The sequence below is a fragment of the Ewingella americana ATCC 33852 genome, from assembly GCF_000735345.1.
In the GTDB taxonomy this organism is placed as follows: domain Bacteria; phylum Pseudomonadota; class Gammaproteobacteria; order Enterobacterales; family Enterobacteriaceae; genus Ewingella; species Ewingella americana.
In genome coordinates this window covers 14188-30584 of the sequence record NZ_JMPJ01000026.1, presented here as the reverse complement: position 1 = coordinate 30584, position 16397 = coordinate 14188, and the positions used below count along the sequence as shown (strand labels likewise).

Sequence of the window (16397 nt, the reverse complement as noted above, 5' to 3'; positions counted from 1 at the left end):
CATGACTGAAAACCAACAAAAAGGGTCGCTGTGGTCGAAAATGCATATCGACCTCACCCTGCTGCTGATTGTGCTTGCCCTGCTGGCCTATAGCGCCTTCGTAATGTGGAGCGCCAGCGGTCAGGATATCGGCATGATGGAGCGCAAAATTGGCCAGATCGTGATGGGCCTTATCATCATGCTGGTGATGGCGCAGATCCCGCCACGGGTTTATGAAAGCTGGGCGCCCTATCTCTATATTGTCTGCGTGCTGTTGCTGGTGCTGGTGGATGCCTTCGGCACCATCAGTAAAGGGGCGCAGCGCTGGCTTGATCTCGGCGTGGTGCGCTTCCAGCCCTCGGAATTGGCGAAAATCGCCGTGCCGCTGATGGTCGCGCGCTTTATCAACCGTGACGTCTGCCCGCCTTCGCTGAAGAATACCGCCATTGCGCTGGCGCTGATTTTCATTCCTACCCTGCTGGTGGCCGCGCAGCCTGACCTCGGAACTTCAATCCTGATCGCCGCTTCAGGCCTGTTTGTCCTGTTCTTATCGGGCATGAGTTGGAAGCTTATCGCCGTCGCCGCCCTGCTGGTTGCCGCCTTCATCCCGATTCTGTGGTTCTTCCTGATGCATGATTACCAGCGCGACCGCGTGATGATGCTGCTCGACCCTGAGAGCGACCCACTGGGCGCGGGTTACCACATCATTCAGTCGAAAATCGCCATTGGTTCTGGCGGTCTTTCCGGCAAAGGGTGGCTGCACGGCACCCAGTCGCAGCTCGAATTTCTGCCCGAACGCCATACAGACTTTATCTTTGCCGTATTGGCCGAAGAGCTAGGTCTGGTGGGGGTTTTGGTGCTGCTCGCACTCTATCTATGCTTGATTATGCGCGGGCTGGTGATTGCGGCTCGGGCACAAACCACATTTGGACGGGTTATGTCCGGTGGGCTGATGTTAATTTTATTCGTTTATGTGTTCGTTAACATCGGCATGGTCAGTGGTATTGTCCCAGTGGTTGGGGTACCTTTGCCACTGGTCAGCTATGGTGGCTCAGCGCTTATCGTGCTGATGGCAGGGTTTGGTATCGTCATGTCGATACATACCCATCGAAAAATGTTATCAAAAAACTTATAAGAGGTGGGCGATGCGTAAGCAGTGGCTTGGAGCCGTCATTATCGGGTTGTTATTGAGCGCCTGTAGTACCGAAGACACACAGCAACAACAACCTGCCCCACCGCAGACCTATAACGGTCCCGTGGTTGAAATCGGCGGCGCTGACCCGCGTTACGAACCTTATAACCCAGGCACCAGCCAGGATTATTCGGTTAATGGCAAAACCTACAAAATCATCAAAGACCCGTCTAACTTCTCTCAGGTGGGCTTAGCCTCGTGGTATGGGCAAGAAAACGGCAGCAACACCACGGCCATCGGCGAAGAGTTTGACCCGAACGCCCTGACCGCCGCGCACCCTACTCTGCCTATTCCAAGCTATGTCCGCGTGACCAACGTCGCCAACGGCCGCATGTTAGTGGTTCGCGTGAACGACCGTGGCCCTTACACGCCGGGCCGCATTATTGATTTATCTCAGGCCGCCGCTGAGCGCCTGAACTTGACCAACAGCACCAAGGTCAGAATCGACTTCATCAACGTTGCGCCGGACGGCACGCTGTCTGGTCCGGGCACCATTGGTACAACCGTCGCCAAACAGTCTTATGCCCTGCCAGCGCGTCCGGAATTGGGTGCTAGCGGTATCGGTACCCCGGTGCAAAGCGCGCCGACTGACACCGGGGCGGCGGTTCGCCCGATTGATAACAGCACTTTGACCAACTCAGAAGACACCGACACGGCGGCCACTACCAGCGCAGTTGGCAATGGTGGCGGTAACGGCGGCGGTTTCCTGCAAGCGCCAAAGCCAGTGCCACAGGGGATTCTGGAGCATGATGATCCAGCGCCAATCGCCTCCCCAAGCCCGGCTCCGGCCATGGCCGCAGTCGCCGCTCCGGCTGCTGTAGCGGCGGCATCGGCTCCTCGCGCGGCATCGTCAAGCCACGCGGCGGGCGGCAGCTATATGGTGCAGGTCGGTGCGCTGAGCAATCCACAAAACGCCGCGCTGTGGCAGAAAAGCCTGAGCCAGAAATTCTCCGTGCCGGGCAAGGTTCAACCGAATGGCAGCATGTACCGCGTGCAGCTGGGTCCGTTGAGCCGCCAGCAGGCAGAACAGCTTAAACAACGTCTGGCTAGCGAAGCCCAGCAGCAGTCGTTTGTTGTCTCAGCCCTGTGATGCGCTAAATCATCGCGAGGCGAGATGCATTTCCTTAACGGGGCTACGGCCCCGTTTTTTCCACCAATGTGAAATTGGTAAAAAAGGGTAAACACTTTCAAGCCGCTGTAATCGCAGATGTCTGAATATGTCGCTTCTGCTATAGTGTGGCACGTTTTTAACTTACTTCTACGGATGTTGCTGTCCCTATCATGAAACTTGTAACTACCCCACTTCTCGTCAAAAGCTTGGCTTTTGGCACAGCTCTGAGCCTTTGTGCAGCGTCCGCCTATGCCGACGATGTTAATTTAAAGACGATGATCCCCGGCGTCCCGCAGATTGATGCTGAAGCCTACATCCTGATTGACTACAACTCAGGCAAAGTGCTGGCAGAAATGAACGCTGACGCGCGCCGTGACCCAGCCAGCTTGACCAAAATGATGACCAGTTATGTTATCGGTCAATCCATCAAAGCGGGCAAAATCACGCCAAACGATATGGTTACCGTGGGTCAGGACGCGTGGGCGACCGGCAACCCGGTATTCAAAGGCTCCTCCCTGATGTTCCTCAAGCCGGGCGACCGCGTTGCGGTTTCTGAGCTGAACCGTGGCATCATTTTGCAGTCCGGTAACGACGCCTGCGTGGCGATGGCCGACTATGTTGCAGGCAGCCAAGACGCCTTTGTTGGCCTGATGAACAACTACGTGAACGCGCTGGGTCTGAAAAACACCCACTTCGGCACGGTTCACGGTCTGGACGCCGCAGGGCAGTTCAGCTCGGCGCGCGACATGGCGCTGATCGGTCAGGCTCTTATCCGTGACGTGCCGGAAGAGTACGCGACCTATAAAGAGAAAGAGTTCACCTTCAACAACATTCGCCAGACCAACCGCAATGGCCTGTTGTGGGACACCAGCCTGAACGTTGACGGCATCAAAACCGGCCACACTGAATCTGCTGGCTACAACTTGGTGGCGTCGGCAACCGAAGGCCAGATGCGTCTGATCTCCGCCGTAATGGGCGGTCACACCTATAAAGGCCGTGAAGTTGAAAGTAAGAAACTGCTGACCTGGGGCTTCCGCTTCTTCGAAACCGTTTCTCCACTGAAAGCCGGTAAAGAATTTGCCTCCGAACCAGTGTGGTTTGGCGATGCTGACCGCGTCGCGCTGGGCGTTGATAAAGACGCTTTCCTGACCATTCCACGCGGCCGCATGAAAGATTTGAAAGCCAGCTACGTGTTGACCAATCCTGAGCTGCATGCACCATTGCAGAAAAATCAGGTAGTTGGCTCTATCAACTTCCAGCTTGATGGTAAAACCATTGACGAGCGCCCTCTGGTGGTGCTGAATGAAGTCAAAGAAGGGGGCTTCTTCGGCCGCATCGTGGATTACATCAAACTGATGTTCCACCACTGGTTCGGCTAAGCGCGGGCTTGAAAAGCCGCCTTTACCCCCCACATAGTTACTATTACTATTGTGAAATTGATCACACTCCCGCTTCGGCGGGAGTGTGATTTTAATAACAATAATCCGTCTGCTGTAAACACGCTGGAGTGCACATGAAAACCAAACTTAACGAACTGCTCGAATTCCCATGTCCATTTACTTATAAAGTAATGGGTTTGGCACAGCCCGAGTTGGTTGATCAGGTTGTGGAAGTCGTGCAACGCCATGCGCCTGGCGACTACAATCCTCAGGTAAAACCGAGCAGTAAAGGGAATTACCACTCCGTATCAATTACGATCACCGCGCAGCATATCGATCAGGTCGAAACCCTTTACGACGAGCTGGGTAATCTCGAAATTGTCCGCATGGTATTGTGATCCCTTCTTGTGAATTGCCTAATGCAGCACCCTAATCGGTGCTGCATTGCTTTTTCTGACCCCCTCTTTCTAAATGGCGATAGCTGCTGTGCAACAAGATAAACTGCAACAACGCATTGTGTTACGTCAGCTGGGTCTTCAGCCTTACGAACCAGTGTCCCGCGCGATGCATCTGTTCACTGACAACCGTACTCCTGAAACCCAAGATGAAATCTGGCTGGTCGAGCACCACAAGGTTTTCACTCAGGGTCAGGCCGGTAAGGCAGAGCACGTGCTGCTGCCAGGCGATATCCCCGTAATTCAAAGCGACCGTGGCGGTCAGGTCACCTATCACGGCCCCGGCCAGCAGGTGATGTACGTGATGGTGGATTTGAAGCGCAAAAAGCTAGGCGTACGCCAGTTGGTCACCGCCATTGAGCAAACCGTGGTGGACACCCTCGCCCACTTCTCCATTGAAGCCTACCCGCGTGCCGACGCCCCCGGCGTGTATGTCGATCGCAAAAAAATCTGTTCGCTGGGTCTGCGTATCCGCAAAGGCTGTTCGTTGCACGGTTTGGCGCTGAATATTGATATGGATCTCGAGCCATTCCTGCGAATCAATCCCTGTGGCTATGCCGGGTTGGAAATGACGCAGGTCAGTCGTGAAAAGCCGGGGTTGACGGTTGATGACGTCATGCCGGTGCTGGTGAAATCTTTCAATAACTTACTGAATTACCAGCAAGTGGATTACCTGCCGTGGCAGGCCGAAGACTATTAATGTTAAAAAAATGTAGACTTTGTGGCTTATGAGCACTTCTGGGGCTGAATAGTGAGCGGCATAAGTGATATAATTTCTGCAATTATTCACATTTTTTTTAATGAATCATCCAGTTCATTGAATGTCCTGAAAAAACTCAAGTAACGAGTGACAAACTTGGAACCTGCAAGCTTATGAGTAAACCGATTCAGATGGAACGCGGCGTTAAATACCGCGATGCAGATAAGATGGCGTTAATCCCGGTGAAAACCGTGGCCACTGACCGGCAGGAAATGTTACGTAAGCCGGCTTGGATGAAAATCAAACTTCCGGCTGACTCAAGCCGCATTCAGGGCATCAAAGCCGCCTTGCGTAAGAACGGTTTACACTCCGTTTGTGAAGAAGCCGCTTGCCCTAACCTCTCCGAATGCTTCAACCACGGCACCGCCACCTTTATGATCCTCGGCGCGATCTGTACCCGCCGTTGCCCGTTCTGTGACGTTGCACACGGCCGCCCTACGGCGCCAGATACCAATGAGCCGCAGAAGCTGGCACAGACTATCGCCGATATGGGTCTGCGCTACGTGGTTATCACCTCGGTTGACCGCGATGACCTGCGCGACGGCGGTGCTCAGCACTTCGCCGACTGTATCGCCGCTATTCGCGAGAAGAACCCAACCATCAAGATTGAAACGCTGGTGCCGGACTTCCGTGGACGTATGGATCGCGCGTTGGATATCCTCAACGCCACGCCGCCAGACGTGTTCAACCACAACCTGGAAAACGTGCCGCGCGTTTACCGTCAGGTGCGCCCTGGTGCTAACTACGAGTGGTCACTGACCCTACTGCAACGCTTCAAAGAAGCTCACCCTGATATCCCAACCAAGTCTGGTTTGATGGTCGGTCTGGGCGAAACCAATGAAGAGATCATTGAAGTGATGCGCGACCTGCGTCGTCACGGCGTGACCATGTTGACCCTCGGCCAGTACTTGCAGCCAAGCCGTCACCACTTGCCGGTACAGCGTTATGTCAGCCCGGAAGAGTTCGATTACATGAAAGAAGAAGCGCTGAAAATGGGCTTCACCCACGCGGCTTGTGGTCCTTTCGTGCGTTCGTCTTACCATGCGGACCTTCAGGCCAAAGGTATCGAAGTAAAATAAACCCTATTGCGGCGCCGCGACCTGAGTTAACGCGCCGCAAGCTTAAATCTGGAAAGCAGTGGATGTCACACTTTGTTACTTTTCAGGTGACAGAAATGACAAAAAACGGTTGCTCACACGAGCAGCCGTTTTTTATTTGCGGCGACTAAAACGCCGCGAAGTGTCTAGCTACAACAGCAGAACGGCGGGCGTTAACCCGCACACAAATCAGTCTTTGTGTTCTACGCGCTCAGCAGGCTGTGCGTCAGTTTTGGCAGCAGGAGCTGGATCATCATTCATGGCTTTCTTGAAGCCACGCAGCGCAGCGCCCAGATCTCCGCCCAAAGAGCGCAGTTTGCTGGTACCGAACAGCAGAACGATCAGAACACCCACAACTAACAATTTAGTAATGCTTAAACCTTCCATACACACCTTCTTTTCACGGTTTGCGAAACTGTTTATCTGAACTGTTTAGTTGCGCTTTTAACTGACAGAACAGCCCAAACAATTTAAGGTTATTTACGAATAATCTGGGTGTAAATACAACCTAAAAATGTAACAGAAATGCTCAGACAGAAATCCACATGCTGTGCTTGCTGAGCAAAGGGCTGACTAGATAAACCGGCTGAGGAAAGCCTGAGTGCGCGGATGCTGTGGATTGACCAGCACCTCCTGCGCAGACCCCTGCTCCACCACGTAGCCGCGATCCATAAACACCACCCGATCCGCCGCCTCTTTGGCAAAGCCAATTTCGTGCGTCACCACAATCATGGTTAATCCCTGCTGGGCCAAGTCGCGCATGGTAGAGAGCACTTCTCCCACCAGCTCCGGGTCCAGCGCCGAGGTCGGCTCGTCGAACAGCATCAGCTTGGGTTTCACCGCCAAGGCGCGAGCAATCGCCACACGCTGCTGCTGCCCGCCGGAGAGGTGTCGCGGATAAGCATCGGCTTTGTCACTCAGCCCCACCTTTTGCAGCAGCTCGCGGGCGTACTTCTCGGCGTCCTGTCGGCTCTCTTTATGCACACCGATTGGCGCTTCAACAATATTCTGCAAAACCGTCATGTGCGGGTAGAGGTTGAACTGCTGGAACACCATGCCGATATCGCGACGCTGGCGCGCAATGGCCTTTTCCGGCAGCTTGTGCAGCTTCTCGCCGCGCAGCTCATAGCCAATCTGCTCGCCGCCGACCATAATCGAACCGCGATCGATATCTTCCAAATGGTTGATGCAGCGTAGGAAAGTGGATTTCCCCGAGCCGGACGGGCCAAGGATCACCACCACTTCGCTCGGTTTCACATCCAGATCAATGCCTTTCAGCACTTCGTTATCGCCATAGCTTTTATGCACGTTTCGCGCGACAACCAGTGGCGATTGGCTCTCTAAAGTTTGCTGACTCATCGCTCCTCCTTGTGGGTCTGGCTTGGTGCATTGACGATAGGAATGGTTTTCTCTTCGCCAGACACCTGACGCCGCTTGGTGGCCGAGCCGGAACGGCTGGTGCCGCGCGCGTAATAGCGCTCAATGGCCGACTGACCGACGTTGAGTATTGAGGTGATCAGCAAGTACCAAATCACCGCTACCATCAGCATCGGCACCACTTCAAAGGTGCGGTTATAAATGGTTTGAACCGAGTACAGCAGGTCGCCCATGGCAATCACGCTGACCAGCGAAGTGGCTTTAATCATGCTTATCAGCTGGTTACCGGTTGGCGGGATAATCGAACGCATCGCCTGCGGAATAATAATGCGGCGCAGCGCGCGACCACGGCTCATGCCAAAAGCCTGTGCCGTTTCCCCCTGACCGTTGTCCACCGACAGCAACCCAGCGCGAATAATCTCCGCCATATAGGCCGCTTCGTTCAGCGCCAAACCGGCGATCGCCGCGGTCAGCGGGGTGATCAAGTCATTGGTATTCCAACTCATGTACTCTGGGCCAAACGGAATGCCGAGCACCACCCGAGGGAACAGCGTCGACATGTTGTACCAGAACAGCAGTTGCACCAGCAGCGGCGTACCGCGGAAAAACCAGATGTACAGCCCGGACAGACGGCGCAGCAGCTGGCTTTGCGACAGGCGAGCAATCGCCAGCATCAGGCCAATAAACACGCCAAGCAGCATTGAAACCACGGTAAGGCCGAGCGTCACGCCCAGCCCCTTCACTACCGTACCTTCAGTAAACCACTGCCCCACCACGTGCCATTCGAAATTCGGATTGCGCGCCACGTTCCACACCACGTCAATGGCGATAAGCGTGACGATAATCCACGAGATCCAGCGGCCATAGTTGCGCGGCGCATGAGCAAACTCCACGTTGCGGCGCGGGTTGTTGGCTTCATGGCTATCCGGCGGTTTAACTCGAAAGGGTTTTTCCGTCATTAAGGTTGCGCCTTAGCCAGATTGATCCCCGGCGCTGCAACCATGTTGTCTTGCAGACCCCATTTTTTCATGATGATGGCATAAGTGCCGTTGTCGAACAGCTTCTGGTAGCCCGCCAAAATCACGTCACGAATGGCCGAATCTTTCGGCACCAAGGTGCCCTGATAGATGTCGCCAAAGCCGTTAGATTTGCCTTTGCCTGCCAATTCCAACTGGCCGCTGGCTTTGTCGACGAAATAGGTCAACGGCGCCTGCGAAGAGAAGAAGGCGTCAGAACGGTTGGAGCGCACGGCCAGAATCGAGGTCGGCTGGTCGCTAAACGACTGGATAGTCACCGCCGGTTTACCGGCTTTCACGCAGACGTCAGACTGCTTGCGGATCACCTGCTCCGCCGAGCCGCCCGCCATCACGGCAATGCGTTTGCCACAGGTATCGTCCAGCGAGTTAATGTTTTGCGGGTTGCCTTTATGCACCGCAAACACCACGTATTCTTTGACGAAATCGATGAAATCGTTTTTGGCCTGACGGTCCGGGTAATCACCAATCGGCCCCATCGCCAACTGGTAGCGCCCGGCGGCCATGCCGCTCAGAATGCCAGACATGCCGCTGACCGAGGCGTGTTCAATTTTCACCCCCAGCACGCCAGCCAGCGCGTCGGCCAAGTCGGAACTCGCGCCGTCGAGGGTATTGTTGCCAGTCACAATTTCATAAGGAGGGAAAGAGCCGTTGTTAACCGACGTCATCACCCCGGATTTTTGAATGTCCGCTGGCAGTTTGGCGTGCAGCGCGGCATCAACCGTTTGCGCGGGAATAGCGACGCTGTCAGCAGCAAAAGCGGAGGTCGAAAGTATTGAAAGTAGTGCAGCCGTCAGTGCGGTAGCCGGACGTAATTTTCTTGCCATCATTGCAATGCCCTCTGTCGAAAAGTTGTGGTGAATGTTGTGCAATTAATTTCAAAATCAGTGATTTATTGTTAACACCTTCCCTGGTGTCGATAACGCCGTAAGGATATTTTTTTATTTCTCACTGGGTCAGGCGCTGACCGAGTAAGGGTAATGCGGCGCTCCCTGGTGTGGTTCGCGCTTGTTGACCCTGCGGCGCACGTTGAGGACCGTGGCTGCCGCGAGGGGGACTGCTGATCACTTAAATAACAGGTTTAAAACTTGTCGCTGCGTAACTGGGGAATATCAAAACGGCGGTTATCCAGTACCGGCAGCACTTTACGGGCGTGCTCTAAACGGGCTTTATCCAGCTCGGCAAACACCAGCGCCGGGGCTTCAGCGGCGCGGGCAATGGCCACGCCAAGCGGGTCAACCACCATGCTGTTGCCGATGTTACGCTCGCCGCACTCGCCCACCGCCACCACGTAAGTGGTGTTTTCCAGCGCGCGGGCGGTGACCAACACTTCCCAATGCATCTCCTTCAGTGGCCCTTTCACCCACGCGGCGGGCAGAACCAGCGCGTCCGCGCCGTCGAGCACCAAACGACGGGCGAGTTCAGGGAAACGCACGTCGTAGCAGGTCATCAGGCCAACTTTAAAGCCCGCGACTTCCACCAGTGGCGGAATATCTTTGCCCGGCGTGACGTTCTTCGATTCCTGAGTGGAAAAGGCGTCATACAGATGCAGCTTGCGGTATTCAGAAATGATCTTGCCGTCGCGAAGAGAGATGAGCACGTTCCACGCCCGGCCATCTGGCGTAGGGGTGTGCACGCTCATCATGGTGGTCATTTGGCTACCGACACTGGCGGCCAGCAGCTGGCTAACAAATGGCCCGTCCAGCGGCTGCGCGGCCTTCAGCACTAAATCGGGGTCAGTGATGTCGCGGGCCAGAATGCCTTCTGGCAGCACCAGCAGATCCACACCGGCCTGCTCTGACTTCTTCATCAGTGACAGACAGGTTTCAACGTTGGTCTGCCACTCTTTGGCGACGGCGAACTGGCCTAATGCAACTTTCATCATCACTCCTTAATCTTGATTAACCGGCAAAATGCGGGAAAAGATCGGCGGCGGTCAGGCGCTGCGCGGTCAAATTTTGCCGGTGCAGCTCTGCGCCAAAATCATTAATCATCTGCTCATTGGCGGCGTAACCGTTGGCATTCCAGTCAGCGGGCAGGTCCACCACCGTGCGGCGCAGGTCATCCAGCAGCCACGGTGTGGTATCGGCATATTTGGCGCGCTTCTCCATCCAAATGTGGTAAGAACGTTCAATAATGTCGCTCAACGCCTGCGGTAGCCAAGGGTGCTCGGCGGCCAGCGCCGGTTTAATCGCCAGCAGATGAATGCCCGGCACGTAACCCACTTGATTAAAATAATCCAACTCGGCCTGACGGAAATCAGGCTGGAACTGGCGGAAGCCGGAATCCGGTTTGAAGAAGCCTTCAGGCATAAATGGCGTAAACACCGCGTCGAGCCAACCCTCTTGCAGCAGCTCCATCATCGGGCGCTCTTCGGGGACGGCTTCAATCCGCCCCGGCTGGCCAAAGCCTGCCAGACGGTCAACAATCGGGTGCTGCTCGGTCAGGCGGCCCACGTACCAGCGCGCATCCTCAATCTGCACCCCTTCCAGCGCCAAAACCGTGCGCGTCCAAGTATTCCCTGAATCTTGCCAACCCGTCAGGCCGATGCGCTTGCCCTTTAACTGGGAGAGTTCGGTCAGCGGGCTGTCTTGACGCGTAATAATGCAGCGCTGGCGGAATCCGCGCATAAGGAAGTGTGGAATGCCCAGCAGATCCTGCTCGCCGCGCGCGCGCCCTTGGGCATAACGGCTAAAGGAGACTTCTCCGGCCTCGTAGTCGGGGCTGGTGGCTAGGTCATCCACCAGCGTGCCCACGCGGTCAATTTCTAGGTTAAAACCTTCTGGTTTGATATCGCCCAAGGCCAGCGGCGTAAAATAATCCCAGTCACGAACAGCCAGTCTGATGGTCAACGCCACGAGATTCCCCTTCTAGGTGTGCAAAATTCGGTTTGCTAAGTTCTTTTGACCAATGGCGAACAGATTGCCAACAAAGTGCTGTTTTTATCGCCTCAACTGGCTAAGTTTGATACTAATAGCATAAATAAATATGTACAATAGAATCTTTGTTACTGAACAAAAGGCAAAAAATGGCTGATAATCCGTTGGTAAAAGCGCTGGATGCAGAGTGGTTCGCAGGGCATTTGCAGGACAGGTCGATGCGCGGCATTGCGCTGGAGACGGCGGCGATGATTCGTTCCGGCGTGATTGAAATCGGCACCCATTTGCCCGCAGTTCGCGAGCTGGCGCAGTCATTAGGGGTTAGCCCGGCGACGGTTTCCGCCGCGTGGGGCCAGCTGCGTCGGCAGAAAGTGATCGCCGGGCGCGGACGCAACGGCGTCTGGGTCTGTGGTGACACCCTCTCCCCTCGCCCGGCGCGTTTTGAAAAAATCGGCAACTTTGGCGAGCACATCAGCGCCGACCTGACGCTGTCAGCGCCAGACCCGCAATTACTGCCCGACCTGCGCGAAGCCCTACTGTCGGGCATGGCGGCGGAAAATCTCAATAGTTATCACCGCGAAGCCATCTCCCCGGCCCTGCTGGCGGCGGTTCAATCCGACTGGCCCTATGCCGCCGAAGCCTTTATGGCGACCGACGGCGGCTTTGACGCCATGAACCTGACGCTGCAAACCCTGCTGATGCAAGGCTCGGTGGTGGCCATTGAAGACCCGACCGCCAGCCGTCTGCTGGATATGCTCGATAACCTTAATGCGCAGGTTCTGCCGGTAAAATGTGATGAGTTCGGGCCAATCCCCGAGTCACTTCAGGCGGCGCTCGCCAAAAATCCGTCAGCCTTTATCTATCAGCCAAGCACCCATTCGCACTGCGGCCACGTGATGAACGCCGAGCGTTTCTCCGAACTGGCGGCGCTATTGGCCGAGAGTAATGCGCTGATTGTGGAAGATGACGGCATCGGCCAGCTTTCTCACGCCGCGCCTCTGAGCATGGGCAGCGTGCTGCCAAAGCGAACGGTGCACGTGCGTTCCTACTCCAAAGCCTACGGGCCAGACCTGCGTCTGGCGGTGCTTTCCGGCTCACGTGAGCTGATCAAACAGGTGATTTCATTCCGTAATTTCGGCGCGGGCTGGTCGAGCCGCATTTTGCAGCAGGCTCTGGCATATCTGATTAAGGATGAGAAGACCCAGCAGGGGATTGCGCACGCCAAAGCGGTTTATGCCCAGCGGCGCAAAGCCATGTCGGACGCGCTGCAACTGCGCGGCGTGCATATTCCACACCGCGACGGGCTGGCGATGTGGATCCCGGTTCCTTCGGAGCAGTTTGCTCTGGTCACACTGGCGGCGCGGGGGATTGCGGTGCTGCCCGGCGAGCGCAGCCGCATCGGGCCGGGGCAGTTTATCCGCATCAGCACTTCTCAGCTAAAACCAGAGCAGGTGGATATCATTGCCGACGCCATCCTGCTGGCGCTGGGTTAAGCGCGGGTTGGGAATTTTTTGATCAGATACTTCGGCGATTCTTCATATTCAGCGCGGGCATAAAACTGATGCGCGCGAATGCGGCGGTTGTGGCTATGCACTTCCATCCGGTCACAGCCGCGCTCGATAGACAGGCGTTCGGCCTCATCCACCAGCTTCTGACCAATGCCGCCACCGCGGCTTGCGTCACTGACACACAGGTAGCTGATGCGGCAAAACTCCCCGGCCAGCGCAATCTGCGGGATAAAGTGCAGCGAGATGAAGCCGACCACCGTGCCCTGCTCTTCCGCCAGCAGCAGGCGGCTGTCCGGATTGTTCGCCATGCTGACGATTCGGGTCGCCACGTCTTGGGGATCATTGGGATAATCCAAGTCAGCCAGCAGTTGGGTAACAATCGGGGCATCGGCGGCAAGTGCATCACGTATTAACATTGTGTTTCCTTATTGTTCTCAGCGTCTTTCAACAAAGCGCTACAAAATTTTGGTCTGCGGTGTAAAATTGTGCGGCAAACGATGGAGATGACATTCCTCCGAAACCGCCTTTACGGGCTAATGATGTCTACGCAATCTCGCGAGAGGTTCGTAGCGTCGTGCCCGGACCTTTCTGAATTCCACCTGTTTATAAAGGTTTTCCATGTTTAGTACTTTCCTTGCAGTCCTCATCGCAGGCGGTGTCGGCAGCGCGGCGCGCTGGTATCTCGGGTTGAAGATGAACAGCATTTCGCCGACCATTCCCCTCGGCACGCTGGCCGTCAACCTGATTGGTGCCTTTGTGATTGGCTTCGCCATCGCGATTTTTGGCCGGATGAGCAACGTAGACCCGGTGCTTAAAGCAGTGATCACCACCGGTTTCTGCGGCGGTTTTACCACCTTCTCCACCTTCTCGCTGGAAGTGGTGTACATGCTGCAAGCCGGGCGTTTCGGCGACGCGATACTCAACATCTCCTTGAACCTGTTTGGCTCCCTCGCCCTCACCCTGCTGGGCTTTATGGTCGTCAGCTGGTACAACGCGCACTGATCCTATCTTTCAACGATGCCTTTTTTATGACAAAGGCATCGTTACTTTCCTCTTTTCAATCAACTGCGATCTGCCTCTCACCGCCGCTGCCTATTATTTCGGCTTTTAAGCGCGTCTTAATGTTTCCTTCATCTTAAATCTGCACAATCGTCTCCATTGATTCATTTTAATGATGCCATCTGGAGTGATTATGTTTTCAACCCCTAAAACTTTATCTGAAATTCTGGTGACTTCACTGTGCGTGCTGATCGTAGCCGCCTTCTTGCAGGCTTATTTCGTCGCCTAAGTCCCGCCCTTACCCCATTTCGCCAACGGCGCAGCGCTTAAAACGCTGCGCCGTTTGTTTTGATATTTACCTGATAGCCCTGTCTGCTTATAATTGAGAATGAACGTTCATACTCATTTTTTATTTTGCCAGCCTTGTCATCAGGACTTCTATGCTGCCTCCACAGGACACCAAAGAAAAACGCATCTGCGCCCGTCGCGATCAGATAATAGCCGCCGCGCGGATCTGCTTTCGCAAACACGGTTTTCACGGCGCGGGGATGGCGGAAATCGCCAAGTTATCGCAGCTTAGCGTGGGGCAGATTTATCGCTATTTCGCCAATAAAGAAGCCATTATCGAAGAGATAGTGCGCCGCATGGTGGCGAAGAAGATTGAGCTGATCACTGGCAATGCGCACAACCTGCTGCAAATGGCGGAGAACCTCGCCAATCGCCGCATCGGCGAGTTTCATCTCACCGAGCCGCGCCCCGGCGAGCAAGAAAGCCCAGATGAGCAGACTGAAATCGACCACGCCCTGATGATGGAAGTCGCCGCCGAAGCCACGCGCAATCCGCTGGTAGAGAAGATCTGGCGCGACTCCGAGTGCGACTTATTCAATCAGGCCAAAGCCACCATGGCGAAAGCCTACCCGCACTGGAGCGACGAAGAGCTGAATAACCGCGTCGAAGTGGTGGCGGTCATCTGCGAAGGCACCGCCTTTCGCCACCTCACCACCCGCCACGCTAATCCGCAAGAGTTGGAGAAGCTCTATAAACAGCTGTTCGGTCAGCTATTTAACCCGCCATCGCCGGGTGAATCCTAATTTCACACACATCGTATTAACCACCACAAAATAACCGGGAAACGGAAAATTAATGAGCGCTCACCTGACAGAAAAACGCTTGGGCTATATCTTGGTCTTGGGGTCACTTGCCGCACTTGGCCCGCTATGCACTGACTTATATCTCCCCGCCTTGCCGCAAATGGCCCATGAGTTAAATACCAATACCGCCACCAGCCAGCTTAGTCTGACCACCGGCCTGCTGGGGCTGGGTTTAGGCCAGCTGAACTTCGGCCCGTTGAGTGACAAATATGGCCGCATGCGTCCGCTTCTCTGGTCGCTGGCGCTGCTGTTTGCCGCCTCCGTCTGGTGCGCCGTGGCGCCGAGTATTGAACAGTTGATTGTCGCTCGCTTGTTGCAGGGCATTGCCGGAGCAGGCGGCGCGGTGCTTTCGCGCGCCGTGGCCCGCGATATGTATAACGGCCACGAGCTGACCAAGTTCTTCGCACTGCTGATGCTGGTCAACGGGCTGGCGCCGATAGTCGCGCCGGTGCTCGGCGGCGGGCTGCTGAACTTTATGAACTGGCGCGGGATATTTGGCGCGCTAGGAGTGATTTCGGTGCTGCTGTTCACCTCGTCGCTGCTAAAACTGCATGAAACCCTGCCTGCCGAAAGGCGCTCGCAGGGCGGCGTAATGGCGATGGTGCGCGCCATCGGCGGGCTGCTTAAAGACCGCCAGTTTATGGGGCTGTGTCTGGCACAAGGCTTCACCATGGCGGGGATGTTTGCCTACATCGGCGCGTCGCCTTTCGTCTTACAGCAGATTTACGGCCTCAGCCCGCAGATGTTCAGCCTGTGCTTTGCAATTAACGGCGTGGGATTGGTGCTGGCGGCGCAGATTTCTACTCGCCTGAGCGGCAAGTTTGGCGAACTGGCGCTGGTCAAAGCCGGGCTGACCATTGCGGCGCTTGGCTCGATTTCACTGGTTATCGCCGCCAGCCTGCACGCACCGCTGGTAACGCTGCTGGTGCCGCTGTTCTTCTCAGTGATAACCATTGGTATTGTCGGCCCGAACGCCTCGTCGCTGGCGATGCAGACTCAGGGGAAAAACGCCGGTAGCGCGTCGGCGCTGATTGGGGTGTGTATGTTCGCACTGGGTTCAATTAGCGTGCCGATCAGTGGTCTGGGTGGCACCTCGGCGCTGTCGATGGGCTTCACTATTCTGGGCTGCTTCGCCATTGCCATCCTGCTGTTTACCACACTGGTGCGTAAACCTCGCGCGGCGTAACCTGCTGATTCGACAAATAAAGACCAAAAAAAACCCGCATCAGCGGGTTTTTCAGAATTTGGCTAGAGTTAGATAGCTGTTACGTTAGCAGCTGATGGGCCTTTAGCGCCATTAGTGATTTCGAACTCTACACGTTGGCCTTCAGCGAGGGTTTTGAAACCGTTGCTGGCAATAGCAGAGAAGTGCACGAAAACATCTTTGCTGCCATCTTCAGGGGTAATGAAACCAAAACCTTTAGATTCATTGAACCACTTAACGCTACCTTTAATCTTTGACATCAAACTTACCTT

The 16397-nt window shown here is 55.3% G+C and carries 18 protein-coding genes and 1 riboswitch; of the genes, 10 read left to right on the top strand and 8 right to left on the bottom strand.

Annotated elements, in window-relative coordinates; translation table 11 throughout:
* Position 1 precedes the first annotated feature (1 nt).
* The 6 genes from mrdB (at position 2) to lipA (ending at position 5955) form a co-directional block, all read left to right on the top strand.
* Positions 2-1114, top strand: a complete 1113-nt coding sequence (mrdB, locus tag GEAM_RS03580) for a peptidoglycan glycosyltransferase MrdB (protein ID WP_034788358.1) — start codon at positions 2-4, stop codon at positions 1112-1114.
* Between the two features lie 10 nt (positions 1115-1124).
* Complete coding sequence (gene rlpA / locus GEAM_RS03575) at positions 1125-2261, top strand: endolytic peptidoglycan transglycosylase RlpA (protein WP_034788357.1); 1137 nt, start codon at positions 1125-1127, stop codon at positions 2259-2261.
* 191 nt (positions 2262-2452) lie between these two features.
* Entirely contained in the window at positions 2453-3661 is a 1209-nt protein-coding gene (dacA, locus tag GEAM_RS03570; protein WP_034788356.1) for a D-alanyl-D-alanine carboxypeptidase DacA, read from the top strand.
* A 134-nt stretch (positions 3662-3795) separates the two neighbouring features.
* The gene (gene ybeD / locus GEAM_RS03565; RefSeq protein ID WP_034788355.1) at positions 3796-4059 is read left to right on the top strand and encodes a DUF493 family protein YbeD; all 264 of its coding nucleotides are present in this window, start codon (positions 3796-3798) and stop codon (positions 4057-4059) included.
* A 73-nt stretch (positions 4060-4132) separates the two neighbouring features.
* Complete coding sequence (lipB, locus tag GEAM_RS03560) at positions 4133-4816, top strand: lipoyl(octanoyl) transferase LipB (RefSeq protein WP_034788354.1); 684 nt, start codon at positions 4133-4135, stop codon at positions 4814-4816.
* 173 nt (positions 4817-4989) lie between these two features.
* Entirely contained in the window at positions 4990-5955 is a 966-nt protein-coding gene (gene lipA / locus GEAM_RS03555) for a lipoyl synthase (protein ID WP_034788353.1), read from the top strand.
* A gap of 207 nt (positions 5956-6162) precedes the next feature.
* Here the strand turns inward: lipA and tatA are convergent, their stop codons facing one another.
* The 6 genes from tatA to GEAM_RS03525 form a co-directional block, all read right to left on the bottom strand.
* Entirely contained in the window at positions 6163-6360 is a 198-nt protein-coding gene (gene tatA / locus GEAM_RS03550; RefSeq protein ID WP_034788352.1) for a Sec-independent protein translocase subunit TatA, read from the bottom strand.
* Positions 6361-6546: 186 nt separating this feature from the next.
* On the bottom strand, positions 6547-7332 hold the full coding sequence (locus GEAM_RS03545; RefSeq protein WP_034788351.1) for an amino acid ABC transporter ATP-binding protein: 786 nt from the start codon (positions 7330-7332) through the stop codon (positions 6547-6549).
* Complete coding sequence (locus tag GEAM_RS03540) at positions 7329-8309, bottom strand: amino acid ABC transporter permease (RefSeq protein WP_034788350.1); 981 nt, start codon at positions 8307-8309, stop codon at positions 7329-7331. Before GEAM_RS03540 ends, GEAM_RS03545 begins: the two co-directional genes overlap by 4 nt.
* A complete protein-coding gene (locus GEAM_RS03535) occupies positions 8309-9214 on the bottom strand; it encodes an ABC transporter substrate-binding protein (protein WP_034788349.1) in 906 nt (301 codons plus the stop codon). Before GEAM_RS03535 ends, GEAM_RS03540 begins: the two co-directional genes overlap by 1 nt.
* Positions 9215-9465: 251 nt before the next feature.
* Entirely contained in the window at positions 9466-10266 is an 801-nt protein-coding gene (locus GEAM_RS03530) for a deaminated glutathione amidase (RefSeq protein ID WP_034788348.1), read from the bottom strand.
* Between the two features lie 19 nt (positions 10267-10285).
* A complete protein-coding gene (locus GEAM_RS03525; RefSeq protein WP_034788347.1) occupies positions 10286-11242 on the bottom strand; it encodes a substrate-binding domain-containing protein in 957 nt (318 codons plus the stop codon).
* 170 nt (positions 11243-11412) lie between these two features.
* Between GEAM_RS03525 and GEAM_RS03520 the strand changes: the two genes are divergently transcribed.
* Complete coding sequence (locus tag GEAM_RS03520; RefSeq protein ID WP_034788346.1) at positions 11413-12756, top strand: aminotransferase-like domain-containing protein; 1344 nt, start codon at positions 11413-11415, stop codon at positions 12754-12756.
* Here GEAM_RS03520 and GEAM_RS03515 read toward each other — a convergent pair.
* Entirely contained in the window at positions 12753-13187 is a 435-nt protein-coding gene (locus GEAM_RS03515) for a GNAT family N-acetyltransferase (protein WP_034788345.1), read from the bottom strand. The genes GEAM_RS03520 and GEAM_RS03515 overlap by 4 nt on opposite strands.
* Positions 13188-13261: 74 nt before the next feature.
* Positions 13262-13324: riboswitch (Fluoride riboswitch) on the top strand.
* Positions 13325-13389: 65 nt separating this feature from the next.
* On the opposite strand from GEAM_RS03515, the gene crcB reads away from it, so the two are divergent.
* The 3 genes from crcB (at position 13390) to GEAM_RS03500 (ending at position 16107) form a co-directional block, all read left to right on the top strand.
* Entirely contained in the window at positions 13390-13773 is a 384-nt protein-coding gene (gene crcB, locus GEAM_RS03510) for a fluoride efflux transporter CrcB (RefSeq protein WP_034788344.1), read from the top strand.
* Positions 13774-14210: 437 nt separating this feature from the next.
* A complete protein-coding gene (locus GEAM_RS03505) occupies positions 14211-14861 on the top strand; it encodes a TetR/AcrR family transcriptional regulator (protein ID WP_034788343.1) in 651 nt (216 codons plus the stop codon).
* Positions 14862-14913: 52 nt separating this feature from the next.
* A complete protein-coding gene (locus GEAM_RS03500; RefSeq protein ID WP_034788342.1) occupies positions 14914-16107 on the top strand; it encodes a multidrug effflux MFS transporter in 1194 nt (397 codons plus the stop codon).
* Positions 16108-16175: 68 nt separating this feature from the next.
* Here the strand turns inward: GEAM_RS03500 and cspE are convergent, their stop codons facing one another.
* Positions 16176-16385: a transcription antiterminator/RNA stability regulator CspE gene (gene cspE, locus GEAM_RS03495; RefSeq protein WP_034788341.1), complete on the bottom strand. Its 210-nt coding sequence runs from the start codon at positions 16383-16385 to the stop codon at positions 16176-16178.
* Positions 16386-16397 lie beyond the last annotated feature (12 nt).

What these genes read in the sequence shown, in the direction of transcription:
- mrdB (WP_034788358.1), top strand. Translation starts at nt 2, where the DNA reads ATGACTGAAAACCAACAAAAAGGGTCGCTGTGGTCGAAAATGCATATC.
- rlpA (WP_034788357.1), top strand. Translation starts at nt 1,125, where the DNA reads ATGCGTAAGCAGTGGCTTGGAGCCGTCATTATCGGGTTGTTATTGAGC.
- dacA (WP_034788356.1), top strand. Translation starts at nt 2,453, where the DNA reads ATGAAACTTGTAACTACCCCACTTCTCGTCAAAAGCTTGGCTTTTGGC.
- ybeD (WP_034788355.1), top strand. Translation starts at nt 3,796, where the DNA reads ATGAAAACCAAACTTAACGAACTGCTCGAATTCCCATGTCCATTTACT.
- lipB (WP_034788354.1), top strand. Translation starts at nt 4,133, where the DNA reads ATGGCGATAGCTGCTGTGCAACAAGATAAACTGCAACAACGCATTGTG.
- lipA (WP_034788353.1), top strand. Translation starts at nt 4,990, where the DNA reads ATGAGTAAACCGATTCAGATGGAACGCGGCGTTAAATACCGCGATGCA.
- tatA (WP_034788352.1), bottom strand. Translation starts at nt 6,360, where the DNA reads ATGGAAGGTTTAAGCATTACTAAATTGTTAGTTGTGGGTGTTCTGATC.
- GEAM_RS03545 (WP_034788351.1), bottom strand. Translation starts at nt 7,332, where the DNA reads ATGAGTCAGCAAACTTTAGAGAGCCAATCGCCACTGGTTGTCGCGCGA.
- GEAM_RS03540 (WP_034788350.1), bottom strand. Translation starts at nt 8,309, where the DNA reads ATGACGGAAAAACCCTTTCGAGTTAAACCGCCGGATAGCCATGAAGCC.
- GEAM_RS03535 (WP_034788349.1), bottom strand. Translation starts at nt 9,214, where the DNA reads ATGATGGCAAGAAAATTACGTCCGGCTACCGCACTGACGGCTGCACTA.
- GEAM_RS03530 (WP_034788348.1), bottom strand. Translation starts at nt 10,266, where the DNA reads ATGAAAGTTGCATTAGGCCAGTTCGCCGTCGCCAAAGAGTGGCAGACC.
- GEAM_RS03520 (WP_034788346.1), top strand. Translation starts at nt 11,413, where the DNA reads ATGGCTGATAATCCGTTGGTAAAAGCGCTGGATGCAGAGTGGTTCGCA.
- GEAM_RS03515 (WP_034788345.1), bottom strand. Translation starts at nt 13,187, where the DNA reads ATGTTAATACGTGATGCACTTGCCGCCGATGCCCCGATTGTTACCCAA.
- crcB (WP_034788344.1), top strand. Translation starts at nt 13,390, where the DNA reads ATGTTTAGTACTTTCCTTGCAGTCCTCATCGCAGGCGGTGTCGGCAGC.
- GEAM_RS03505 (WP_034788343.1), top strand. Translation starts at nt 14,211, where the DNA reads ATGCTGCCTCCACAGGACACCAAAGAAAAACGCATCTGCGCCCGTCGC.
- GEAM_RS03500 (WP_034788342.1), top strand. Translation starts at nt 14,914, where the DNA reads ATGAGCGCTCACCTGACAGAAAAACGCTTGGGCTATATCTTGGTCTTG.
- cspE (WP_034788341.1), bottom strand. Translation starts at nt 16,385, where the DNA reads ATGTCAAAGATTAAAGGTAGCGTTAAGTGGTTCAATGAATCTAAAGGT.